General features: G+C 51.9%; 23 protein-coding genes. 9 read left to right on the top strand and 14 right to left on the bottom strand.

What is annotated here, in order from left to right; all coding sequences use genetic code 11:
- Nucleotides 1-4: 4 nt before the first annotated feature.
- Nucleotides 5-1,792, top strand: coding sequence for a cache domain-containing sensor histidine kinase (locus FHT67_RS03060; protein ID WP_167195540.1), 1,788 nt, complete (start codon nt 5-7; stop codon nt 1,790-1,792).
- Between the two features lie 20 nt (nt 1,793-1,812).
- Here the strand turns inward: FHT67_RS03060 and FHT67_RS03055 are convergent, their stop codons facing one another.
- On the bottom strand, nt 1,813-2,709 hold the full coding sequence (locus tag FHT67_RS03055; protein WP_167195538.1) for an alpha/beta fold hydrolase: 897 nt from the start codon (nt 2,707-2,709) through the stop codon (nt 1,813-1,815).
- A 123-nt stretch (nt 2,710-2,832) separates the two neighbouring features.
- Here FHT67_RS03055 and FHT67_RS03050 point away from each other — a divergent pair, with 123 nt between their 5' ends.
- Nucleotides 2,833-3,528, top strand: coding sequence for a helix-turn-helix domain-containing protein (locus FHT67_RS03050; RefSeq protein WP_132303825.1), 696 nt, complete (start codon nt 2,833-2,835; stop codon nt 3,526-3,528).
- A 33-nt stretch (nt 3,529-3,561) separates the two neighbouring features.
- Here FHT67_RS03050 and FHT67_RS03045 read toward each other — a convergent pair whose 3' ends face one another.
- The 3 genes from FHT67_RS03045 to FHT67_RS03035 are packed head-to-tail and all read right to left on the bottom strand — an operon-like array spanning nt 3,562 to nt 5,528.
- The gene (locus tag FHT67_RS03045) at nt 3,562-4,458 is read right to left on the bottom strand and encodes a DMT family transporter (RefSeq protein ID WP_167196832.1); all 897 of its coding nucleotides are present in this window, start codon (nt 4,456-4,458) and stop codon (nt 3,562-3,564) included.
- A 27-nt stretch (nt 4,459-4,485) separates the two neighbouring features.
- Nucleotides 4,486-5,160, bottom strand: coding sequence for an LrgB family protein (locus FHT67_RS03040; protein WP_167195535.1), 675 nt, complete (start codon nt 5,158-5,160; stop codon nt 4,486-4,488).
- Entirely contained in the window at nt 5,157-5,528 is a 372-nt protein-coding gene (locus FHT67_RS03035; RefSeq protein WP_167195532.1) for a CidA/LrgA family protein, read from the bottom strand. The genes FHT67_RS03040 and FHT67_RS03035 overlap by 4 nt, the downstream gene beginning before the upstream one ends.
- A gap of 109 nt (nt 5,529-5,637) precedes the next feature.
- On the opposite strand from FHT67_RS03035, the gene cidR reads away from it, so the two are divergent.
- Entirely contained in the window at nt 5,638-6,528 is an 891-nt protein-coding gene (gene cidR / locus FHT67_RS03030; RefSeq protein WP_167195529.1) for a cidABC operon transcriptional activator CidR, read from the top strand.
- 52 nt (nt 6,529-6,580) lie between these two features.
- On the opposite strand, the gene FHT67_RS03025 is transcribed toward cidR, so the two are convergent.
- Together FHT67_RS03025 and FHT67_RS03020 are read right to left on the bottom strand one after the other, a co-directional pair.
- A complete protein-coding gene (locus FHT67_RS03025; RefSeq protein ID WP_167195526.1) occupies nt 6,581-9,058 on the bottom strand; it encodes an S-layer homology domain-containing protein in 2,478 nt (825 codons plus the stop codon).
- Nucleotides 9,059-9,287: 229 nt separating this feature from the next.
- Nucleotides 9,288-9,605 carry a hypothetical protein gene (locus FHT67_RS03020; protein WP_167194553.1) on the bottom strand — a complete coding sequence of 106 codons (318 nt, stop codon included), beginning with the start codon at nt 9,603-9,605 and terminating at the stop codon, nt 9,288-9,290.
- Nucleotides 9,606-9,747: 142 nt separating this feature from the next.
- Between FHT67_RS03020 and FHT67_RS03015 the strand changes: the two genes are divergently transcribed.
- Nucleotides 9,748-10,647: an SDR family oxidoreductase gene (locus FHT67_RS03015; protein ID WP_167195522.1), complete on the top strand. Its 900-nt coding sequence runs from the start codon at nt 9,748-9,750 to the stop codon at nt 10,645-10,647.
- Here the strand turns inward: FHT67_RS03015 and FHT67_RS03010 are convergent.
- The 4 genes from FHT67_RS03010 to FHT67_RS02995 all read right to left on the bottom strand — a co-directional run bounded on the left by FHT67_RS03010 (nt 10,631) and on the right by FHT67_RS02995 (nt 14,348).
- A complete protein-coding gene (locus FHT67_RS03010) occupies nt 10,631-11,206 on the bottom strand; it encodes a DUF1697 domain-containing protein (protein ID WP_167195519.1) in 576 nt (191 codons plus the stop codon). The genes FHT67_RS03015 and FHT67_RS03010 overlap by 17 nt on opposite strands.
- 3 nt (nt 11,207-11,209) lie before the next feature.
- A complete protein-coding gene (locus FHT67_RS03005; protein WP_208403094.1) occupies nt 11,210-13,033 on the bottom strand; it encodes an ABC transporter ATP-binding protein in 1,824 nt (607 codons plus the stop codon).
- Nucleotides 13,034-13,061: 28 nt separating this feature from the next.
- The gene (locus tag FHT67_RS03000; RefSeq protein ID WP_167195516.1) at nt 13,062-13,487 is read right to left on the bottom strand and encodes a MarR family winged helix-turn-helix transcriptional regulator; all 426 of its coding nucleotides are present in this window, start codon (nt 13,485-13,487) and stop codon (nt 13,062-13,064) included.
- A 117-nt stretch (nt 13,488-13,604) separates the two neighbouring features.
- Nucleotides 13,605-14,348: a phytanoyl-CoA dioxygenase family protein gene (locus tag FHT67_RS02995; RefSeq protein ID WP_167195513.1), complete on the bottom strand. Its 744-nt coding sequence runs from the start codon at nt 14,346-14,348 to the stop codon at nt 13,605-13,607.
- 149 nt (nt 14,349-14,497) lie between these two features.
- On the opposite strand from FHT67_RS02995, the gene FHT67_RS02990 reads away from it, so the two are divergent.
- Nucleotides 14,498-15,283: an AraC family transcriptional regulator gene (locus FHT67_RS02990; protein WP_167195511.1), complete on the top strand. Its 786-nt coding sequence runs from the start codon at nt 14,498-14,500 to the stop codon at nt 15,281-15,283.
- Here the strand turns inward: FHT67_RS02990 and FHT67_RS29650 are convergent.
- The 3 genes from FHT67_RS29650 to FHT67_RS02980 all read right to left on the bottom strand — a co-directional run bounded on the left by FHT67_RS29650 (nt 15,280) and on the right by FHT67_RS02980 (nt 17,636).
- Complete coding sequence (locus FHT67_RS29650; protein WP_208403093.1) at nt 15,280-15,480, bottom strand: hypothetical protein; 201 nt, start codon at nt 15,478-15,480, stop codon at nt 15,280-15,282. The genes FHT67_RS02990 and FHT67_RS29650 overlap by 4 nt on opposite strands.
- 71 nt (nt 15,481-15,551) lie before the next feature.
- A complete protein-coding gene (locus tag FHT67_RS02985; protein ID WP_132303802.1) occupies nt 15,552-16,526 on the bottom strand; it encodes a glycoside hydrolase family 43 protein in 975 nt (324 codons plus the stop codon).
- Between the two features lie 183 nt (nt 16,527-16,709).
- Nucleotides 16,710-17,636 (bottom strand): NADP-dependent oxidoreductase, encoded by a 927-nt coding sequence (locus FHT67_RS02980; protein ID WP_167195508.1) that lies wholly within the window; start codon nt 17,634-17,636, stop codon nt 16,710-16,712.
- A gap of 138 nt (nt 17,637-17,774) precedes the next feature.
- Between FHT67_RS02980 and FHT67_RS02975 the strand changes: the two genes are divergently transcribed.
- Nucleotides 17,775-18,218 carry a MarR family winged helix-turn-helix transcriptional regulator gene (locus tag FHT67_RS02975; protein WP_132303798.1) on the top strand — a complete coding sequence of 148 codons (444 nt, stop codon included), beginning with the start codon at nt 17,775-17,777 and terminating at the stop codon, nt 18,216-18,218.
- Between the two features lie 19 nt (nt 18,219-18,237).
- Nucleotides 18,238-21,513, top strand: a complete 3,276-nt coding sequence (locus FHT67_RS02970; RefSeq protein ID WP_167195505.1) for a DEAD/DEAH box helicase — start codon at nt 18,238-18,240, stop codon at nt 21,511-21,513.
- 98 nt (nt 21,514-21,611) lie between these two features.
- Here FHT67_RS02970 and FHT67_RS02965 read toward each other — a convergent pair whose 3' ends face one another.
- A complete protein-coding gene (locus FHT67_RS02965; protein ID WP_167195502.1) occupies nt 21,612-22,370 on the bottom strand; it encodes an MBL fold metallo-hydrolase in 759 nt (252 codons plus the stop codon).
- A gap of 121 nt (nt 22,371-22,491) precedes the next feature.
- Here FHT67_RS02965 and FHT67_RS02960 point away from each other — a divergent pair, with 121 nt between their 5' ends.
- Together FHT67_RS02960 and FHT67_RS02955 are read left to right on the top strand one after the other, a co-directional pair.
- The gene (locus FHT67_RS02960) at nt 22,492-22,923 is read left to right on the top strand and encodes an Lrp/AsnC family transcriptional regulator (protein ID WP_167195499.1); all 432 of its coding nucleotides are present in this window, start codon (nt 22,492-22,494) and stop codon (nt 22,921-22,923) included.
- 96 nt (nt 22,924-23,019) lie between these two features.
- A complete protein-coding gene (locus FHT67_RS02955; protein ID WP_132303782.1) occupies nt 23,020-23,670 on the top strand; it encodes a GntR family transcriptional regulator in 651 nt (216 codons plus the stop codon).
- The last annotated feature ends 217 nt before the right edge of the window (nt 23,671-23,887 follow it).

Raw genomic sequence — 23,887 nt, 5'->3', positions numbered from 1 at the left:
TGACATGCTGGCATCGTTAAAAAGCATGAAGCTCAAAAAGCAATTGCTGCTGTTAATCCTCATCTCCATCCTGTTTATGTTCATCTTGGAGGTCTTCTACTATTTCGCTATCTCGACTATCATCCAGAGCCGATCGGAGAAATATGCCGACAATTTGCTGACCCAGCTGGTCGAGCGCATCGAAACCTCCAATCAGAACGTGAAGAAGGCAACGGAGCTGCTTTCCTTCAACAAGTATACGCAGCTGTTTCTGGACAGCGACGAAGCGGCTATGAAGCAGACGTACAGCGAGATTTTGGCCGGCATTACGCCCTATTTTGTCCAGTCGAACGAGCAGGTGAGCAATATTATTCTGGTGGATATGGACGGCATCAAGTCGAGCGACCACCGGTATCCGACAACCTTGCTGGACCATATCGAAGTGCAATACGCCTTGTACGACAAGACGCGGAATACCCATGCTTTTACCGATATCGTCAAGGATCCGGTTACGGACACGTATTATTACGGGTATGTACAATCGGTTTACTGGTCGCAGGAGAACACGAATCCGTTTGACAAAATCGGCACCTGCATCGTTCAATTGTCAACCGAAAAGCTGGATTCCTTCCTGCATGGCCTCAATATGACCAAAGGAACGAAGTTTCTCATTCTTGATGCTTCGAACCGGATTGTATCGAGCAATGACGGCTCCTTCAAGACAGGCGCGAAGGTGTCGGACCAGCTGATCAGTCTCGTTAACTCGCCTTCGAAGCAAAGCCGTTTCCGCGAAAGCGGGGTCAGCAACCTGCTTCAGGCGAAAACGATTAACGAGACCAATTGGAAAGTTGTCAGCATGATTCCTACGCATGAGATCAGCGATGACCTGAAGCCGGTCCGCGTGACGGGCATGGTGCTCGTGCTGCTATTCCTGCTCCTGTCCGTCTTCTTTGGAGCGGTATTCAACCGGAATATTACGCGCCCGATCACAACCTTGATCCGATTCCTGAACCGAATTGAGCTGCACAAGCCGACGCAGCGTCTGCAAACCACCGAACGCAACGAATTTGGCGAATTGTACGTGCATATCAACATGATGCTGGATGAGATCGACAAAATGACGCATGAAGTCATCAACACGCAGTCCTCCCTTTACGAAATGAAGCTGGCGAAAAAACAAGCCGAGCTGTCAGCCCTGATCAGCCAGATTAACCCGCATTTCATGTACAATACGCTGGATTGCATTAAAGGAATCGGCTATGCCTACAACGCCAAGGAAATCGTTCTTGTCACGGAAAGCCTGTCGAACATTCTGCGATACAGCATAAAAGGCGCCGAGGTCGTCTATGTCCGCGAGGAATTGGCCTGCGTCCGCAATTACCTGTCGATCATCTCTACCCGCTTCGGCAACCGGTTTGAATTCGAATGGGAGATTGACGAGCCAATCGAGAGCCTGCGGATGACGAAGTTTATTTTGCAGCCCGTCGTGGAGAACGCAATCTATCATGGTCTTGAGCCCAAGCTTGAGAAAGGTTATTTAAAAATAACAGGCTACATGCAGGAGAAGCGGTTATTCTTCGAGATAACCGACAACGGGATTGGGATCGAGGAGGGTAAATTCGAAGCCCTCGTGGAGCAGCTGAGCCAAGGCGCAGCGCTTGGCCTTCCCGGCTCGGATAACCGCGGCATCGGTTTATTGAACATTAATGACCGCATCCGGCATCTGCACGGGCCGGGGTTCGGTCTTCATATTCAAAGCGTATCCAATCAAGGCACAACCGTCCTGATTACGCTGCCGATTTTATCGGATTGAAACAAAAAACGGTACAGGCTCTAAGCCTGTACCGCCTTTTTGTTCAGCAATTGTTCGAACGCATCGTTGAAATACTGCATCACGTATTTCGCCACATGACATTCGAAGGACGCGTAATCCGTTACTACCTGCGACGGATCCGCTATAAATTCGCGTACCCGTTCAAACGTGAATTGCGGCTGATCAATAAACAACGTATTGGTTGCTCCCGGTACGACTATGAGCGACGAATGCATCAGCAGCTGGGAGGATAAAGCGTTGGAAGTCAGGGAGAGCGAATCCTCGGAGCCGACCAACGTCAGCGTTGGATGGGCCAGTTGCCCAAAATCCATGTTCACCGGAGACTTCATGTACAGCTCTAACGTATCAAAATACGTATCCGGCGCTACCGACATGTAGGCCGATATGATTTTCCCGTATAACCCGTTATCCGGGGACAGCTTAAAGATTCCGCTAACCATGCTTTCAGCAAGAGAAAGCATGGACCCTTTGCTTGTCAGCCGCTTGCGGATATGGACCGCGGATTCGATTGTTTTTCTTGGCAGAAAGGCTGGCGTGGATAGCAAAAGAAGGCTTTTGACAAGCTCGGCATGCAGAATGCTGAACTTCACCGCTAAGGTTGCGCCAAAGCCATGACCCAGCACATGGACCGGTCCAAGCTCCAGCTGAAGCAGCAGCAAACGCAAGTCCTCCGTAAACAGCTCCCAGCTTAGCGCAGCATCGCCCCGATCGGTACGGCCATGGCCCCGCAAATCGAATGCAACAACCCTGTAATGCGCATAGAAATAAGGCAGGATAGGCTCCCAAACCTCCTGGTTCAGCCCCAAGCCATGTATAAAAACGATGGTTTCCGAAGTAGATTCCGCATTATAAATCTGATAGTTGACCGGAATATCCCGTAATTGGATAAATGGCATAGAATCCTCCTACGCAATGAACTGAATCTATCATATCGCCATTACGTCCATCCGTCTGTTGACTTTAAGTCACATTGCAGATAATCTCAAAGGAGAATACTAGATTCTGGGGGCGGGACTAACGTGGATATTCGCATCGAATTTGGACAGAGAATCAAAGAGCTGCGCGCCCGGAGCGGAATGTCACAGGAGCATCTGGCCTATCGGGCCGGCCTTGACCGGAGTTACATAAGCGGCGTTGAGCGCGGGGAACGGAATGTCAGCATTATCAATATCGAGAAGATCGCCTCTGCCTTGCAAATCAGCGTGACCTATCTATTCTCGGGCGAACGCTTCTCTCCCAAGCAGGCCTATCAGCCGAAGGACTTCCTTGTTCCTTTCAAAGACCGGGTTCATTACACGCTGGATCCGGATAAAAAGCTGCTGTCTTTCCAGGTAAACGGCCTGGCATCGGGCAAGCAGGACGTCGAGTACATGTCCAATATCGTGCTTGGCATATGCTCCGCATACGGGAAAGACGAGCTGGACGTTCTTGTCGATCATCGCGGCATGGTGACCTCCGACGGCCAGCCGGTCGTCTATTCGCCCGAGGTTGCGGAAAGAGCCGTGCAATTCCAGCAGGAGCTTACCGCCTACAGCAAAAAGGTGCTTGTGCTTTGCAATTCGGAGTTTATGGTCGAGCAATTGAACCATGTAGCGAAAGCAAGCGGCATTTACGATAAAGCGTCCCATCTGTTCGACAAGGACAGGGATATGGTCGGCAAAGCATATGAAACCTTCGATATTCATGACCATCCGTTTATCCGGACGAACAAATAATAAATAACCGCCCTTTCCAGGGCGGTTTTTGCATTAAGACAGGATAGCGTTCAAGCGTCTCGGCCGATTCACCAGATAAATACTGCCAAGCACCAGCACAAGTCCGATTAATAGTGAATAGGTAAAGGGCTCATGCAGGAATACGGTGCCAATGAGAATAGCTACAAGCGGAATCAGGAAGGTGAAGGATGCTACCTTGCCTGCCTCTCCCGAGTCCATCAGCTTATAGAAGACAAGCCAGCCAAGCGCGATAACAAAGACGGAGATGAACAGCAGGCTGACCACAAATCGGCCGCTCCATTCTACCTCCGACCAGCTTTCGGTTAACGAACCAAGTCCGGTCATAAACACGCCGCCGATGAGCAGCTGCATCGTAACGAGCCAAATATGATTCACCTTGCCGCTGGATTTTTTTACATAAATGGTACCAAGCGCCCAGCTGAGCGCAGATCCCAGCGCAAGCAGAATGCCCGCTGCCGAAATATGCCCCGATGCGCCGCTCGCCCCGCTGGATATCACCCCTACGCCTGCAAAGCCCAGAACCAAGCCAATCACCTTTAACCCGTTCATCAGCTCGCCAAGCCATAACCAGGAGAAAAAACCAACCAGTACGGGCTGAAGAAAAACAATCGCCGAGAACAGACCGGCCGGCAAATACTGAATGCCAATCGTCTGAAGCCCGTAATACAGCACAACGTTAACGACCGCGGACAGAAGATAAATAGGCCATGTCTGCCGGAATTGCAGAAGGCGGTATCTTGGGACCGCGGCAGCTAGAAGGAGCAAGCCTCCAAGGAGCGTCCTGACTCCCGAGAACAATATCGGCGGCATGAAATGAAGCGCGTATTTGGAAAGCGGCCAGTTGATCCCCCATACCAGCACGAGAAATGCGATGAGTACAACGGTTTGCCGCTTCGATAAGGGTTGCATCATGTATGTTTCCTTTCTGATAATGCTCTAATGTCCCAGCAGGAGCGGCGTCAAAAACAAGGTAATAATCGCCGTCAGAATCATTGACACGCTGGATACGGTGCCCGAGATGCTGCCAAGCTCAAAGGCTTTGGATGTCCCCGCCCCATGGGCGCTCGTTCCAAGCAGAACACCGCGCGCAACCTCGTTGCGGATCCGGAACAGGCGGATAATCGGAGGCCCGACCAAGGAGCCGAAAATTCCGGTAACCATAACAGCAACAGCCGTTATCGTCGGAATGCCGCCTATAGATTGGGAGACATTCATCGCGATCGGCGTTGTTGCGGAATGCGGAATAAGACTGTAAATGATTTTATCATTAAGTCCAAAGCCTTGCGCCAGCCACAAAGACGAAGCAACGGCAGCCGCCGAGCCGGTGAATACGCTGATCATGATCTGCGCGGCATGCTTTTTGACGAGATCATAATGTCTGGACAACGGAATAGCAAACGCGATCGTGGCCGGCCCCAGCATATCCGACAGCCAATGGGCACCCGTGTTATAGTCGGCATAACTGGTTCTTGTCACCGCCAGCAGCACGATAAGCACCAACGGGGTCACGATTAATGGCGATAAAAGCATAATCGGTTTATAACGGTAAATTTTTTGGGCCAACATATAGACAACTACGGTAATAAGCAAACTTACGGTCTCCATAATCATACTTGCGATTCCTCCTTTCGCTTAGCAACCCGCTGCGCCACCAGTCCGCTGCATAACATGACGATAACGGTGCCTAATGTAAGAACAAGCGCGATTTGCACGCCGGCGCTCCTAATAAGCTGCTTGTAGCCAATAATGCCCACCGCGGGAGGGATAAAAAAGAGCAGCATCGTCGCTATAAGCCAATCGGAGCCGAACTCCACGAATTTGCGCGGAATTATCTTCGCCTGCAGCAGGATAAACAGGATCAGCATACCCAGAATGCTGCCGGGAACAGGCAAATGAAGCCATTCAACCATATGATTCATCAGCCACGAGAATACGATAAAGAACAAAACCTGAATGATTAATTTAGCTGCGTAACGCATAACGGCCAACTCCCTTTAATGGAAGTGTACAGCAGCCCTTTTCATAGGTAAAATACATTTACAGAATGGTTTTCATTCCAATTATCTATGGATAAGGAGAAGCCTGCGCTTGGATATCAGACATTTGCAGTATTTTGTGGAGGCCGCCCGCTTCCAGAGCTTCACGAAAGCCGCGCATTCCCTATACATTACCCAGCCGACTATCAGCAAGATGATTAAGAATCTGGAAGAGGAGCTGGGGGTTGTCCTTTTCGAACGCGTCGGCAAAAAAATCGTATTAACCGATGCCGGCTCGATTCTGCTGGAACAAGCCCAGCAAATGGTACAATCGTTCGGCAATATGAACTCGCGGCTGTCCGAGCTGATGGAGCTTAAGGTCGGCCATATTCGCATCGGCCTGCCGCCTATGGTCGGAGTCACCTTCTTCCCCCGCATTATCGGAAAATTCCGCGAGAAGTATCCCAAAATTACGATGCAGCTGTTTGAGCACGGAGCTAAAAAAGTCGAAGCCGACGTAGGCTCCGGAGCGCTGGATATCGGAGTTATTCTGCTGCCGACGAACGACGAGAAGTTCGAATCCTTCTGTTTCTTGCGGCAGGATCTCATGCTGGTTGTCCCTCCATCGCATAAGCTCGCCGGCCGGAAAGAAGTGCCGCTTATCGATCTCAAGGAAGAGCCGTTCCTGTTCTTCCATGAGGAATTTACGCTTCATGACCGAATTCTTGCCGAATGCGAGAAGCTGGGCTTCCAGCCGGATGTCGTCTTCAAGAGCACCCAATGGGATTTCATCAGCGAGATGGTAGCCGCAAAGCTCGGAATCGCGCTGCTGCCCGAGGCGATATGCCGGGAGCTCGATCTGGAGCGGCTTCGCATCATCCCGCTGACCTCGCCAAGCATTCCTTGGCATCTGGCCATGATCTGGCGCCGGGACAGCTACCAGTCATTCGCTGCGCGGGAATGGATTGCTTTTGCGCGGGAGGCGCTTCAGCAGGAGCTTTGAACAAAAAAAACACGACTTCCCTTATTGGAAGCCGTGTTCTTTATTTACTCCGTTATTTTGCTGCCTCTGTCAAATGAACCGTAACTCTCCAGCCCCATTCCGTAACAAGCATATAATCTTCGCCTGGCTGGAAACCGGTCGTATCAAATGTATATTCTTGATCTACTGCATCATCAGGAATTACAACTTTGCCACCGAAATTATTGTTAACTTCTTGCTCATACTCGTAGTTCCCGCCCGGTGTATCATCAAGAACAAAGTAAACCGTTCCGCCGTGGGTTGCTGTAAAATGAATCACCGTTCCCACCGGCACTGTCATGCTGTTTTTTCTTTCGCCATCTACCTTAATTAACATATAGGAGTCGTGTTGATACGATATTGTTTCATCGTTCTGATCATCGCCATTTAAGGTCTCTAAAGTTCCTGCCGCAATCTTAAACCGCACCTCTCGCAGCGTAAACTTTTTCTCAGGTGTATAAAGAATTTCATTTCCGTTAATTTCCACGACATCTCCCGCACTTAGCGGCAGAAACTCATCGTTGCTGTCTTTTGTGGCTACTGTTATCGCCGTGCGGAGATCTTTACCCTCAACCAGCTTTACATCCCGGTTAAACTCAATTCTGAACTTCTCCCACTCGAAGTTGGTCTCGGCACCGCCGCCCGCCGAAGCAAGCGGAGTTCCGGCCTTATCCAGGACTGTAACCATCCGATGATAAGAAGATTTACCCTCGGAATCGATGACAACCACGTACATCCAATTGTTGAAGGTTAAATCGCTAGTATCAAAGCTTGCCGGAACATCTTTTTTCACTTCCATTTTCTTGGCTTTACCGGCATCAACCAAAGCATTCAGCATATCGGTATTTTCGAAGTATTCATCCGTGAAATACGCTACCCCGTCACGTGTACTTGTCACCGTTACAGGTTCGCCGCTGATGACTCGGTCTTGGGCAAGAGCTATCTCAAAATACATGCTTCCCGGATTACTGCCGCCGGTATTGCCGCCGCCTGTGTCGCCACCGCCGGTATTGCCGCCGCCTGTGTCGCCGCCGGTATTGCCACCGCCGGTATTGCCGCCGCCTGTGTTGCCGCCGGCGCTCCCGCCTCCAGCGCTGCCTCCGCCGAGATCACCGCCGCCAATACTGCCTTGAGTATCCGTACCTGCAGGCTGCTCTTTTCCGCCGACATTCACTTTGACATCAGAGGGAACATTACTGCCGGTCTCCATTTTGTTCGGGGCCTTATCCATGGATACGCCAGTGGAGTTAACAACCGCTTTTTCAACCGTACCTTCGCCAAGCATCTTAACCGCGGCGTTTAGTACCGCATTTACAATGGTTGCTTCCTTGTCAGCTTGCACGCTTGTTCCGGCAGCCGAGTCCGCCACAACCATCTGATCAATAGATCCTTTTGGGATCTGAACAATGATGCTTTCCGCTTCAACATTGACGGTATCAAAATGCCCAGTCAATACAACGCGCGAATTATTCGGCAATTGATTCGAAAGGGTTACTTTACTAATATCGGCACCTTCTGACGCCTCCAACTTGGCGCCGGTTTGAACGGTTATTTCCTGAACGGTCGTTTTACCTTGCGCTACGATCCGCACAGTGCCTTCCGCTTTATTAACGATTACGGTAAGAATCACGGAATCTTCAAGATGAATGCTGTTCTCGCCTCCGCCATATACGAAGGTCTTTCCATGAACCGTAACGTTTTTCAAATAAACATCGCCATTGCCTACACCTTTGCCAATAATCAGATCGCCGGCAATGTCCATATTTTGAAGGGTGGTGCCTGCCGAATTCACAATAACGCTGCCAGATTGTTTCTGCACGCCTTCGGCAGGACCGTTAACCCCCTCTTCCGTCCAGATACCGTAGGTATTAAAAGCACGGTCTAGAATGCTCGCTGCTTCAGCGCGCGTAACTTGCCGGGCCGGCTTGAAATCTCCATCCGTGTATCCTGTGATAATGCCTGCTGACGCAGCGGAAGCAACTCCCTGTAACGCCCAGCTTGAGATTTTGCCGGCATCATGGAACGAAGCGTTTGCAGTTGCCGCCGGAAGCGAGAGCAGTTTTGCTATTGTTAGCGCTGCTTCCTCGCGTGAAATATTGGCCCCCGGTCGGAATGTTCCGTCCGTATAACCTTTCATGTAGCCTGTCCCTAAGGCAACGGCTACATCATTAGCGAACCAGTCCGCAGCAACGACATCCTTAAATGGATTCTCTGCTGCTTGACGATATTGGAATAGACGATTAATTAGTGCTGCCCATTCTGCGCGCGTAATAGCACGCTCCGGCTCAAACTTCTGTGAGGTTACACCGTTAATAACCCCTCTTGAACTCCAACGGTCAATTGCCGATTTTGCCCAGTGCCCGGACACATCAACGAAGCTCGCGGCGGTATCATTCACAGCCGTTGTTTCCGAGGTTTCCTTGGGTTCCGGGGTTGCCGCGCTTGCCGCTCCTGCGAACAACGCTCCACATACAAGCAGCGTCGCAAGCAAAAGACTAGTTACTTTTTTCATGATTCGCGCTCCCTATTTGGTTATTCTTGCCTACTAAATTCACCTCTACTAAAATATCATAGCAGGTACTAAAGTTCTATAACTATTTTCAAATTTTTAGGATGTTGCAGGAATATTAGTAATTACAGCAGACAAATAAAAGGGCGATTGCTGCATCCTTATGGAAGCAACAATCGCCCTTAATATAGATTTACATTAAATCTAAAATGCTATATTTAAATATCCTCGTTTAGCTTCCGCTAACCCGCGGTCCTCCCGGAGGCAGGCCACCTGGACCACCTGGACCACCTGGACCTCCCGGTCCACCCGGGCCGCCTGGTCCCGGTCCGAATCCCGTTCCGAATCCTGATCCAAATCCTGGTCCAAATCCCGGTCCGCCCCATGGCGGACGCGGAGGCGGGCCCCAGCCCCACCACGGCGGACGCGGCGGTTGTCCCCAGCCCCACCATGGCGGTCTCGGCGGCTGCCAGCCCCACGGCGGCGGGAATCCGCCTTGCGCACCTGGCGGAAAGCCACCTGGGACAAATGTCCGATTAGATTTCGTCATTGTAAATGACTCCTTTATTAGAAAAGTAATGGAATGCCTGCGTTAGCGTATGCCAATACCCAACGGTTGGTATAGGCAACCGTACACCTTCCCGGGAATAGGTGAATACCCTATAGCAACTTTTCTGTTATGGAGGACCAACATGATTCCCATTTATCCTTATTACAGCCAGGAAACCAAATGCAAGCAGTCACCGGTAACCTTCCCCCCGCAGCATCAGGATCATCAGCCCGGCCTGGAATATCTCATGAATCCGACTCCGATCTCGGATAACCCGACATACAAGGGCAGCGGCAAACTAAAGGGCAAGGTTGCGATTATTACGGGCGGTGACAGCGGGATCGGCCGCGCCGTTGCGATCGGATTTTCCAAGGAAGGCGCGGATGTAGCGATCGTTTATTTGTACGAACGCGAAGACGCGCTGGCAACCAAGCAGATGGTAGAGCAATACGGAGGACGCTGTTTGCTCATCGAAGGTGATCTTAGAAAGCCGGAATTTTCCTCGGAGGTTGTACGAAAAACAATCGGGCATTACGGCTGTCTGGATATCCTGGTCTTAAATCAAGCCGTGCAATTCCCGCAAAAATGCATTCTGGATATTTCCGACGAGCAGCTCGAGGATACGTACCGAACAAACATCTTCCCGCACTTCTATCTAACGAAAGCTGCCCTGCCCCACCTGAAGGCCGGCAGCTCCATTATTAGCACGGCATCCGTTACGGCTTATGCGGGAGCACCGCTGCTCATTGATTATTCCTCGACCAAAGGGGCCATCGTCTCCTTCACACGCTCCTTGTCTCTCCAGCTCGTAAGCTGCGGCATACGCGTAAATGCCGTTGCTCCCGGGCCGATCTGGACGCCGCTTATCGTATCGAGCTATTCCGCTGAATACGTCAAAACCTTTGGCCTGGAGACGCCGATGAAACGCGCAGGTCAGCCGTTCGAGCTTGCTCCTACTTATATCTATCTCGCTTCCGACGATTCTTCATTTGTTACTGGTCAAGTGCTGCATGTAAACGGCGGGGTTATGACGGAGACGTAGACGATTCCATCCCGTCAGCGAGCGACACCAGCTTGTTAATCGTGTTCCAGTTGCGGACGGTGGAATGTACGCCAAGCTTTTCCGCTTTCACGGCGAGTTTGGAATTACGTACCGTTTCATAAAACAGCAGATACAAATCCCGTCCCTTACAGTCGAAGAGCTCCTTATCCGTCTCGAACGACCGGAGCGTCTCCAGCTGCTCAGCTGTCGGCGCTTGCAGCATCATCGACACATACAGGTATTCTCCCTGCGCCGTGGCCGCAGCCGCCGCAAGCTGTTCTTCGGTAAACGGGCAGCTTGCGGCGATAACCCGCATCTCCTCCGCTGTCCGTATAATGACCTTGATTGAAAGCCCAAACACCGTTTCAATCTGCTCCTCGATCCGGCTCCGCAGCGCGGCTTCCCCCTCATCGGATTTGAACAGAATATTGCCGCTCTGAATATACGTCTGCACATCCTGCAGTCCGATTGCGGTTAAGGCCTCGCGCAAGTCGGCCATCTTGATTTTGTTTTTTCCGCCGACATTAATGCCTCGCAGCAACGCAATATTTACGGTCATCGGTCATCGTTCCTCCTTCATCCTCTCAAACTGCTTGGCGTGCAGGTCTTTGTATACCCCGTTTTGCTTAAGCAGCTCTTCATGCCGGCCCTTTTCCACAATCGTTCCGTCCTGCACGACCAATATTTGATCGGCGGCCATTATGGTAGACAACCGGTGCGCAATAACGATACTTGTCTTATTCTGCAGCAGGACGCTCATTGCCTTCTGAATATAGTACTCCGATACCGTATCAAGCGAGGAAGTCGCTTCGTCCAGAATAATGACAGCGGGATCTTTGAGAAGAACCCTCGCAATGGAAATCCGCTGTTTTTCCCCGCCCGACAGCTTCATCCCCCGGTTGCCCACAACCGTGTCGTACCCGTCCGGCAGCTCCATGATGAACTCATGGATATAGGCCGCTTTGCACGCCTCCTGCATTTCCTCTTCCGAAGCTTCGTCATTGGCATACATCAGATTCTCTCGAATCGTCCCGTTAAACAAGTAACTATCCTGGGTGACCAGGCCAATCTGGGACCGGAGCGACTCCAGCGTCATATCCTTGATATCCGTACCGCCGATCCGGATACAGCCGGAGCTTCGCTCATACAGGCGCGGCAGCAAATTCGTGATGGTTGTCTTCCCCGCTCCGCTTGGACCAACTAGTGCTGTCATGGTCCCCGATTCGGCCTTAAACGAGACGTTCCTCAGAGCGGGCTTGTCCTTCTGATAAGCAAAGCTTACATCCTCAAACTCAATATTTTTACCCGAAATATCCACTGGAAGCGCCTCCGCCTTATTCACGATGACCGGCTCCATGTCGAAATAGTCGAAAATCCGTTCAAACAAAGCAATCGAGCGGTTGATATCAACGTATAGATTCGTCATTTGACCAAAAGGTCCGTAAATCCGCCCGAGCAAAGCAACAAAGCTGATAATCTCCCCGACCGATATCTCGCCTTGAATATACAAATAACCGCCATACAAATAAATCAGCATCGGTCCGATCGTCGTAAACGTGGACAGCAGCATCATAAACCAGCGTCCGGCCATCGATTCTCTGATCTGAAGACGGGTCGACTCGGCGTTTACGGCTCTGAAGCCCTCGTATTCCTTCCGTTCCTTCGTGAACAGCTTCATCAATAGGTAACCGCTAATGCTAAGCGTTTCCTGAATGATATGGTTCTGCTCGGACATTTTCTCTTGGGTTTCTTTGGCGATTTTCCAGCGGACGCGGCCCATTTTTCTCGTTGGAAAAAGAAACAAGGGAACCACAACCATTCCAAGGATCGCCAGCTTCCAATTCATGACGAACAGCGTTCCAAGCGTGGTCGCAAGAATAAACAGATTGCTCGCAAAATTGACGACGGTGCTGTTGAACACGCCCTGAATGCCGGAAATATCGCTTGTCATTCTGGTAATGACCTCGCCCTGCTTTACATTGGAATAGAACTGCATGGGCATCTTTTGCAGATGGCGGTACATCTGGTTTTTCATATCGTATACGATATTTTGCGAAATATAGGAGTTGAGATAGCTCTGCAGCACGCCTAGCAGGCCGGACGCAACCGTTGCCGCAAGCGATATGAGAACCAGCTCCGCGAGCAGCCTCATATCTTTATTCGGCAGCGCATCGTCCACGATATGCTGGATAAAAATCGGCGGCAGCAGCCCCAAACCCGAGGATAGAAGCAATATAAACAACACGACTACGGTCTGTTTCCAGTAAGGGACAAAATAAGCGGAGATGCGGACGAGCATCGCTTTCGTAATAGTCGGCTTCGCTCCGTCGTCAAACTTCATTTTGTTAAAGCCCACTCCCCCTGGACCCCCGTATATTCTGGACATCGGTACCCCTTCTTTCGTAAGCGTCCGCTTAGAGATGGCTCAAAATCTGCTGATGCAGCTGATGCAGCTTGTCGACATCTTCCGGAGGCAGGTTCTCAAGAGCGCCGCTCAAGGCTTTATAAGAGGCCGCTTCCTGATTGTACAGCTCGCACAGCTCTTCGCCGGCAGGCGTAATAAACAGCTGAATCTCTCTCCGATCCTGCTCCGAAGGCTCTCTGGCAACAAGCCCTTGCTGAACAAGCTGATCGATATGAACGCTGACCCGGCTTTTCGCGAAGACAAGCTTCTCCGTCAGTTCCTTCTGCTTCTGCCCGGGGTTCAGCCGCACCGACTCCAGTATATTAATCTGATGAACGGTTAAACCGAGATTAGCCGCACTGTGAAAAGCCAGCTTCTTCAGCTGGCGGGTAATCCGGAAAAAAGACTGGTAAATATCCATTGCTTCCGTTGCCATCTTGGAAACCCCTTCTTAGTTATCGTTGTAAACCGTTACGATTGTAAACTAATTATACGCAAAAAGAAGAGAGCCTTCCAGCCCTCTTCTTCCGTGCCTAAGGTGAAACCTTGGAATTTAGTATAAAGGATATTTCTGCCGCAAATCCTCCCGGTGAAGCACATGAGAGTCCTCGCGAATGTAATGGCAGACATAGGAGCGGCGCCAGCGCTCCTTGCTCCGGTTTTTGCCTGACGAATGGATAAGAAGCTCGCTGAAAAACAGGATATCCCCCTTCTCCATCACTACCGGGATCTGCCTGCTTGTATCCACGCCTTCCGTCTCCTCGGTCCAGGGCTCATGCTCCTCGATGTTTTTGACCGCGCCATGGGGCAGCAGCCCAAGCTTATGGGTGCCGGGCATGACCCATAAGCAGCCGTTCTCGACATCGATCAGCTCCTCCATCGCCGTCCATGCGGCAATCATCGTCATCGGATCATTCTTGATATAGTAATAATCCTGATGGGCAGCCTGTCCCGGCGAACCCGGTTCTTTGTAGAAATACATGCTTTGCACGCATACCGCTTCTTTGCCCATCAGCTGCGCCAGCGCCCCTCGGACCAGCGCATGCTTCATCAGCTGCCTGGACATGCCGTCATGCTTATGCGGATTAAAAAGACGCAGCGAATATTTCTTGGACTCCTCGCAAGCCGCCCATTCCGGCATAGGAGACTGGTTCCTGATATCGTAAATGTGTCCGTTAAAGGCATCAATCAAATCGCCGGACATGCCGTTCTTCCATAACAAATATCCGTTCTCTTTGAAAAAAGCAATCTGTTCATCCGACAAGGGAGTGAGCGGAGCCGTATAAGTCGTATTCACTAATCATTCTCCTTTAAGATTGATTTTGCTCGAGCGATACTCTCATCGTACTCCCGCCACCGGTTCCGGACAATGGCTGCGAATTACACAATCGTGTCTGTCATTGATATTCCAGTACATTACTCTTACAATCATGGTGAGGTGATTTTATGCATGTAGCATCAGCCGTGGCTGGCTCCGTCGTCTATCCCCCTGGCGGAAAATTCGGTCCGCGCATTCAACAGGATCTTCAGCTTGTGATGCTGTACACCGGAGAAATGTCTGTCACGATCGACGGCCGGGAGCTCCATGTTCAGCCCGGACATGTCATCCTGCTTCTGCCCGGGCACGAAGAGCAGTTCGTCTTCTCGAAAACCGAGGATACCTGGCACCGCTGGATTGCGGTGCATGTGCCGGAGCTGGAAGAGCATATCCGGGAATCGTTCCGGCTGCTGCCGGAATGCCTGCCGCTTAACGAGGAAATGAACCGGCTTACGGATCTCCTGCTCCGTCTTCAGCGGGATACTCTGCCAACCGATCCCGTCATTCTGCAGCTTGGACTCGCCGCCTTGCATTTGTATCCGATTGAATCGAAGCGGTCTTTGGAGCAGAAGGAGAAGCATCCGGCGATTTATGCGGCATTAGCCTGGATTCGCGAGCATTTTGCCGAGGAAGCAACCTTAAAGGAAATAGCCGCTGCCGCAAACGTCTCTCCCGAGCATCTGGTCAGACTGTTTAAGCAATATGAGCAGACTACGCCATTTCAATATTTATGGGGCTTCCGCATTCAGAAGGCGGTTGAACTGCTTACCAATACGGGGCTTACCGTGACGGAGATCGCGCAGCGCTGCGGCTTCAAGACCTCCCACCACTTTGCGAGGCAGCTAAAGCAGACCACCGGACGTACCGCCTCGGAGATCCGGCAATTGTCATGGAGCGGTCTGCGTAAGGCTTAAATCGGATGCATCCATGCTTGTACCGGTAAAAGAAACCCTTCAAGGTAGGTTTTATTATGCAGGACGGAAGGGTGATCCCGGCGGTAGGCGCGTGCGATTTCATTATGCTCGCAGACTTTCAGCCATTCTCCAAGCTTGTCGTAACCGACGCAAAGCTGAAGATGAGGCAGCCAGGTTGAGCAAGCTGTGTTTTGCATGGGCTTAACGATCGTGTAACGAAAAAATTCATCAAAAAAAGCACGGAGCCGCCGCTCCGCGCTTTTTTCTATTAAGTGTTGTAAGGATCAATCGTTTGAATCGTACCGTCTTCGTTGTACTTCAGCTCGGTAAATTTCACGCTGCGCTTATGGTCTACGCCGCCGGAAAGCGATGCATCATGGTAGAACAGATACCACTTATCCTGGAATTCCACGATGGAATGATGGGTGGTCCAACCGATTACCGGCGTCAAAATGGTCCCTTTGAAGACAAACGGTCCCTGCGGATTGTCGCCTACCGCATACACGAGCTTATGGGTAGAGCCCGTTGAATACGAGAGATAGTACTTGCCTTTGTACTTGTGCATCCACGGACCTTCGAAATAACGGCGGTCTTCGTCGCCGGCAAGCAACGGATTTCCTTCTTCGTCCACGATCGATATCTCTTTTGCCTCGGATTTGAAGGTCAGCATGTCATCGCTCAGTTCCGCTACACGCGGACCAAGAGCTGGCCCGTTTACATCCGGATCTGCGGCATCCGCAACGAATTCGCCGGTTGTCCACTTCTCCAGCTGTCCGCCCCACAGACCGCCGAAGTACATATAGGCTCTGTTATCTTCATCCACGAGAACGGCAGGGTCGATGCTGAAGCTGCCGGGAATATAGTTCTCTTCTGCTTTGAATGGCCCTGCCGGAGTCGAGCTTGTTGCTACGCCAATGCGGAATATGCCCTCTTGGTCTCTAGCAGGGAAATACAAGTAATAGGTATTGTTCTTGAATGCGGCATCCGGTGCCCACATTTGCTTGGACGCCCAAGGCACATCCTTCACATGAAGAGCTTCGCCGTGATCGACGCACGGGGAATTGACGTCGTCCATGGACAAAATGTGATAATCCTCCATCTGGTATTGGTCGCCGTTATCGTTAGTCGGGCCGTCATGATCGAGGTCATGGGAAGGATAAATATAAATTTTGCCTTCGAAAACATGCGCAGAAGGATCTGCCGTAAAAATATGAGTTACGATTGGTTCATTTGGTTTGGACATATGCTTATTCTCCTTTTCGCGCATAACTGGTACCATGCTAATACACCTTTTTCATTCTAACTTTATTCAGCCTGCGTTAAACTACATAAATTAAAGAACATTGCCTGTAAAATTAAGATTTCCGCGCAAAAAAACCGTGCAATCGGCGGATCGCACGGTTTTTTCCCAGTTTTTGCACAACGATTATGTTTCCGTTGCGAGTACGATACGTCCGCGGCCGTGTCCCGCTTCCGAGCGGATATGGGCTTCGCGCGCTTCTCCCAGCGGATAAAGAGCCTGGACTTGCGCGTGAACAGCACCTTTGACGATCAACTCCGCAATGTCCGATAAATCCTGCTTGGAGGCCAGTGCCGAGCGAAGCACGCGCACCCCCTCCTGCTGTCCACGCTCAAACGGAGGCTGACCCGCAATGGTAAGCAAAGCCCCTCCCGGCTTGATTAACGCCCAGGAACGTTCAAGCGTGGCGCCGCCAACCGTGTCCAGTACGAAATCCGCTTCCCGCTCCAGCCCCGCTTCAAACGGACCGGCCGTATAATCAATCGCGTGATCCACGCCAATGGACCGGATAAAATCCAAATTCGAAGGGCTGGCCGTTCCAATCACATAGGCCCCTTTCCATTTGGCGAACTGGACGGCAAACAAGCCTACTCCGCCGCCTGCACCATGAATAAAGACGCGGTCCCCGGCCTTGATGCCCGCATTGTTGATTGCGCACCAGGCCGTCGTTGCTCCGCCGGAAATCGTTGCCGCTTCGGCAAAGCCGATGGAGGAAGGCTTAAGCGCGACCGAATCCGCCGGAGCCGTTGTGTATTCCGCATAGGTTCCGTTGATGCTTCTTCCGAATACCTCCTGCCCGGTTATAAGCCCGGTCACACCCGGACCCGCGCTTTCGATTACGCCGGCAAAAGCCGTCCCGGGTATGACCGGGAATCTCACGGGCATCGGGAATAATCCTTTGCGGATTTTCCAATCCACGGGCAGCACGCCGGCTGCAGCAATACGGATCAGCACTTCGCCTTCCTTCGGGACCGGTTTTGGAGCTTCCTCCAGCTGCAGCACCTCGGGGTCTCCAAACTGATAATAACGGATAGCTTGCATCGTTTGAGCCATAGAATGGGCCCTCCTTATTGGAATGTCATGCGGAATCGTGTAAAATCAACATACGGAATGAACACATATTGAGTATACTCACTAATTATTCGATAACTAGACTATAGGAATTCATGTGTCAAAAGTCAAGGAGGAACTATGGAAGCATCCGAAACGACGATACCGTCAGCGGGCCATCTGCTGGAAACGCTGCTCCGGACAACCCACCGGCTGCATCTCCGGTTCGAAGCCCAATTATCCGCCTTCGAAGTTCCGGAATATTTGTCCGGACCAAGGCTGCGCTTCCTTGTCTCTGTCGCCGAAGCCGGACAAATCCGGATGAGCGATATCGCCGCAAAGCTTGGCATCAAGCCGCGGACCGTTACGCAATTCGTGGATGCGCTTGAGCAGGAGAAGCTGATCGTTCGCCAACCTGACCCGGAAGACCGCCGGGCTACTTTTATCCAATTATCCGACACAGCGCCTCCTCTCATTCAACAAGCGCGGCTTGCGATGAGCGAGTCCGCAGACATGGTGCTCGCTTCGATAACGCCGGAGGAACGCGGCGAGCTGCTGCGTTTGCTGCATCAACTGAGCGAATAACCGGAAAGGATTACAGCTTATGAGCTTTTCATATACCGATGATGATGTCCGTGTGTTATGCGGCCGGTTTGCCTTCGAAGAAGGAGAGGCCATCTGGCAGGCGGGCGGGGTGACGATATTGCGGTATGACCCGGACAAGCCGTTCTGCGAAGCCAATGTCCGGACGAACCGCGACCTGACCGTGACGGCTACCCGCCTCCGCGGCGAGATCGTGGCAACCTGCACCTGCCCGGACTTTGATCCCGAAGATAAATATTGCGAACATGTCGCAGCCATGCTGCTGCATCTGTTAGAGCTGCCTGAGATGCCTGAGGAAGCGCTAAACCTGGCCCGCATCTCGGCAAGCGACCAGCTGCTGTCGTCCAGCATATTGGACTTATTCGGCAGCCGGGAACGGGGTCAGTCCGCGCTTCTTGGCAGTACGCGTTATGTAAGAGATACCCGCATACCCGTTGAGATTCAGTTCACCTGCGTGATCTTCTCGAGCGGTTACCGGAACTACCGGATAGGAATCGAGCTCCGGACGGGTCTTGGCAGGCTGTACGTCGTGCCGGATATCCGCGCATTTATCGAAGGAATAGCCTTAAACGTCACTCGCACCTTCTCCAAGCAGTTTACGTTTAACCCTGCCGAGCACCGATTCCGAAATGAAGATTATGCCTTGCTGGGCGAATTGGCCCGGATCAGCAGGAACGAAGCGCTGTATCAGGAGGAGGCGGCTCCTTTCAACGGAAAGGCTCGCGGAAAACCAAACAACCGGATGCTTATGATTCCCCCGGCGGATTGGCCAACCGTGCTGCCTCTGCTTGCCGCTTGTCCTTCCGTGCTGATTGATCAGGAGGGCACCGTTACCGCCGGCCTCCAAATAAACGACGAAGCCTCTCCTGTCCGATTCGAATTTGGCGAGCAGGACGAGAGCGGCTTTCAGTTGAATGTTGAAGGATTAGACAAGATTACCGTCTTACCCGCCTACAGCATGGTGCTGAGCGAAGGCCGGATGAAGCAGCTTCCCGAGGCCTCGTGCAAACAGCTGGCCGATTTCAAAAATATGCTGGACGCCTCGCATCGTCGGCATGTCGTCATTTCGCCGGAACAGATCGAGTCTTTTATGGAGAAGGTTGTCCCCGAGCTGATGAAGCTTGGTCAAGTTCAAGTGACCCGGAGCGTATCGGAAAAAATCGTGCAAACTGCCCTGCAGGCGAGACTCTATCTGGACCGGATCCGGGACCGACTGCTTGCCGAGCTGGAGTTTCAATATGGGGAGATCAAGATCAACCCGCTGGCGGCTCACGCGGATTACAAGACCGGGGACCGTATCCTCCTCCGGGACGGAGACCGGGAGAACCAAATTCTCGATATTATGGAGCAAAGCGGTTTTATTACCACCGAGCTTGGCTACTACATGCAAGACGAGGACAGCGAATACGAGTTTCTAAGACATACCATTCCCAAGCTGGAGAAGCTGCTGCAGGTCCATGCCACCTCGGCCGTCAAGACGAGAATCGTTGTCCCGAATACGCCGCCTTTGCTGAAGGTTGAAGTGGACGAGAGAACGAACTGGCTGGAATTCAAGTTCGAGCTGACCGGCATTTCCGACGACGAGATCCGCAGCGTGCTCCGCTCGATCGTGGAGAAACGCCGATACCACCGGCTGCAGGAAGGCGCGCTGCTGCCGCTCGAGGGCAAGGAATACGAGGCTATTACGAGGATTATTAACGAGACCGGCTTCCTCCGTTCGGACCTGAATCAATCCGTCTTCCGTATCCCGGTGGCGCGCGGACTCCATCTCGGGGATTTCGAGCATGAAGGAAGGACCATTCAGCTCGGCAAATCGCTGCGAAAGCTGCTGGCTCATATCCGCAACCCGGATCACCTGGAATTCGAAGTACCGGTCACGCTGCGGCATGTGCTGAGGGATTATCAGACTTACGGCTTCCAATGGATGAAGACGCTGGCCCATTACCGGTTCGGCGGCATTCTCGCGGACGATATGGGACTTGGCAAAACGATTCAAAGCATCGCGTTCCTTCTCTCCTGTCTTCCGGAGATCCGGGAACTGGAGCAGCCCGCCATTATCGTTACGCCGGCTTCCCTTATGTACAATTGGCTTAGCGAGCTGAAGAAGTTTGCTCCGGAGATCCAAGTCATCATCGCAGACGGCACGAGACCGGAGAGAGCTGCCAAGTTAAGGTCCCTGAAAGGGATAGACGTCGTCATCACGTCGTACCCGCTGCTGCGCCGGGATATCGAGCTGTACGTCCAGCGCTTCTATCATACGGTTATTCTGGATGAAGCGCAGGCGTTCAAAAATCATACCACCCAAACCGCGCAGGCCGTAAAAGCGCTGCAGGCCAAGAACCGTTTCGGGTTAACCGGTACTCCGCTTGAGAACAGAGTCGAGGAGCTGTGGTCCATTTTTGGCGCCGTGTTCCCCGAGCTGTTCCCTGCCCGCAAGGTGTTCTCCGACCTGCCGAGGGAAAACATCGCGCGCCGCGCGCGCCCCTTCCTCCTGCGCCGCCTGAAGACCGACGTGCTGAAGGAGCTGCCGGATAAAATCGAGACCCTGCAGGCCACCAGTCTGCTGCCGGAACAGAAGAAGCTGTACGTCTCGTATTTGGCCAAGCTGCGTACGGAAACCGTCAAGCATCTGGATAATGACCGGAGCTTCCAGCAGAACCGGATCAAAATTTTGGCCGGCCTGACCCGGCTGCGCCAAATCTGCTGCCATCCGGCGTTATTTATTACCGATTACGAAGGCAGCTCCGCCAAGTTCGAGCAGCTGTTCGAAATCGTGGAGGAGTGTCGCAGCACGGGCAAACGGATGCTGATCTTCTCGCAGTTCACCGAAATGCTGGGACTCATCAGCAAAGAACTGGTCCGCCAGGGCATCACTTATTTCTACCTCGACGGCAGTACCAAAGCCGCCGAGCGGGTGGAGCTATGCAACCGGTTCAACGACGGGGAGAAGGATATCTTCCTCGCATCGCTAAAAGCAGGCGGAACAGGACTTAACCTGACGGGTGCCGATACCGTCGTTTTGTATGATCTGTGGTGGAATCCTGCCGTCGAGCAGCAGGCTGCCGACCGGGCCCACCGGATTGGTCAAACCAAGGTGGTTCAGGTTATCCGGCTGGCCGCCCACGGCACGGTTGAAGATAAGATGTACGCGCTTCAAGAACGGAAGAAAAATATGATCGACGACATTATCCGGCCCGGCGAGGAGCAGCTATCATCGCTTACCGACGCGGATATCCGCGAGATTTTGGCGATTGGCGCCGATGAACGGGATTTGTAAGAGGATTGGAATAGACGAAAAAACGGCTGTGCGAATTTTAGCACAGCCGTTTGTTTATATTCCGGATGCCCGGAAGCTTTTAACCGGACCATCCGGCATTACTTGTCTAATGTTACCCGCTCTCCGTCCGCAGGGATCAGAACCTGACCAAGCAGCCCTTCCGCGCTTAACGCTTCTCTTAAAACATCTCTTGTCGCCAAACAATGATTAATCGTATCCATATGAACGGCAACTACCTTCGTAGACGGTGCGTAACGGCATACCCGGATGACATCCTCCGCATTCATTGTAATGGGATCGCCAACGGCAAATTGCGCCCCGCCCGCATTGATTACCGCGACATCCGGCTTGAAAGCATCCAAAGCATGCTTTACTTCTTCACACCAGATGGTATCGCCCGTGATATAAAGGGTCGGTTCGCCTTCCGCTTGAAGAACAAAACCTGACACCTGACCCATTCTTTCGCCGATCTCTCCCGTTCCATGCCTTCCGCTTGTTCTTGAGATTGTAATGCCTTTATAGAGGACGGATTGCCCGATTTCCGTTACGCTAGCAAAATGCTGGCTTGTGATCGCTGGCCCGTCTCCCGGTTGGCAGAACAGCGGTGTCGACTTCGGCAGCGATTCGATTGCGGCGGCATCCCAATGATCCGGATGGAGGTGGCTGACGAGAATAACCTCCGGCTGCAGAAGCTTTTCCTTAGGGAAAGGCAGCGGTACAAGCGGATTACGCCGGTCATTCGTTGAATTCATAATCGGCGGATTTACGCCGGCGTCGCTAAACATCGGATCAACAAGAAACTGTACTCCCGCATAGTCCAGCCACAGCGTCGCATGTCGGATTAATCGTATATTCATTTTGTGTCCCTCATTTCTTAATGTGTCTGATACAATTATAAAATAAAGCCGCATCGCGCAGAAATAACCTCGTGAAACGATTTAGCCGCTTTTATTTTCATAATGAAAGGATTCTTCCGACATGTTAAGCTCATACGGAATTGACGATATCGACAGACAAATATTAAGCTGCTTGATTGCGGATGCCAGCCAGTCTCATAAATCGATTGGGGAACATGTGCATATGACCGGACAGGCCGTAGGCGCCCGCGTCCGCAAGCTGCAGGACCTTGGCATCATTGAAGGCACAACGGTCAATTGGAATCCCGAGAAAATCGGCCTGACCGTCCATGCCTTTGTCACCGTCTTCTTGTCTTCCAACACGGCTCATCAGACGTTCCAGCAATTCGCGGGCAGCAGCGGCCAGGTTGTTGAGATTCACCGCGTCAGCGGCGAAGGCTGTTATTGGATGCGCGTGCGCGTCGGCTCGCAGCCGGAGCTGACCGGCTTTCTCGACGAACTGCTTGCCTACGGCAACTATAAGGTAAGCTTGTCTATTGGGCAGATGAAGTAGGAGCCGCGTCTCTCACCTTATTCCTATCTTCATCATTGCAGTATTTTCGAGACATTTGTTACTATTAAACTAAAACAAGCAAAGGAATAAATCATAATGTCTTCGACTTCTCTGGAAACGGTCGCTTATCGTGAAATTCGGGAGCGCATTATGCGCGCGGAATATATGCCCGGCTCCATGTTATCGGAAAATGAGCTTGCCGGACTGCTCGGCATGAGCCGGACGCCTATCCGTGCAGCTATCTCCTTGCTGGAACGGGAAGGTCTTGTGGGAACCTTTCGCGGACGGGGAGTAATGGTTAAGGAAGTGTCCGCCCATGATTTCAGCGAAATGTATGAGGTTCTAGTCTCTATGCAGCTGTTCGCGCTGGACACGGCCTTAAAGCGCCAGCTTGCTTTCGATGTGGATACGATGAGCCAATTGCTTGAGCGGCAGCAGCTGGCTTTGGAGCAAAACGATTACTACGGTTATTACAACCATACCTTGCTGTTCACCGAAACAATCCTTCGGACCATTCATAACGAAAGCATGCTGCAAATTATGGAGCTGTACCGCGGGCGGTATGTCTTCCATACCGTTGCCTACCGCAAAAAATATCCGCAATATCAGCCAAGCCGTTCCGTTCAGACGAACCGCCGGATTTACGAAGCGATTAAGAGCGGTAATATCGCAGCGGCCAAAGCCGCCGTCACGGAGCAATACGCCGATGTCCATGAGCAGTTCATCCTCGGCGGACTGATGAGATAGACAATTTGTCGCCTTGCTGTTCTTAATAACCATTTGCCCGGCGAATAGGCCGATAAGCTAAAGACTGCCCGCGCAGTCTTTTTTATTGGATACTTCATCCTAAATCTATTGACTCTCCCCCCGCTCTGACTTGCCTTTGGAATTCGTGCAGAGGAAAAACGGTTTTACCTGATCGTTCCTTAGTAGAAAAGCATTAATTCTATTAAATAATTTTGTG

This window comes from Paenibacillus sp. BK720 (assembly GCF_011761545.1).
Lineage (GTDB): Bacteria > Bacillota > Bacilli > Paenibacillales > Paenibacillaceae > Pristimantibacillus.
This window is presented reverse-complemented; position numbering and strand designations above follow the sequence as displayed.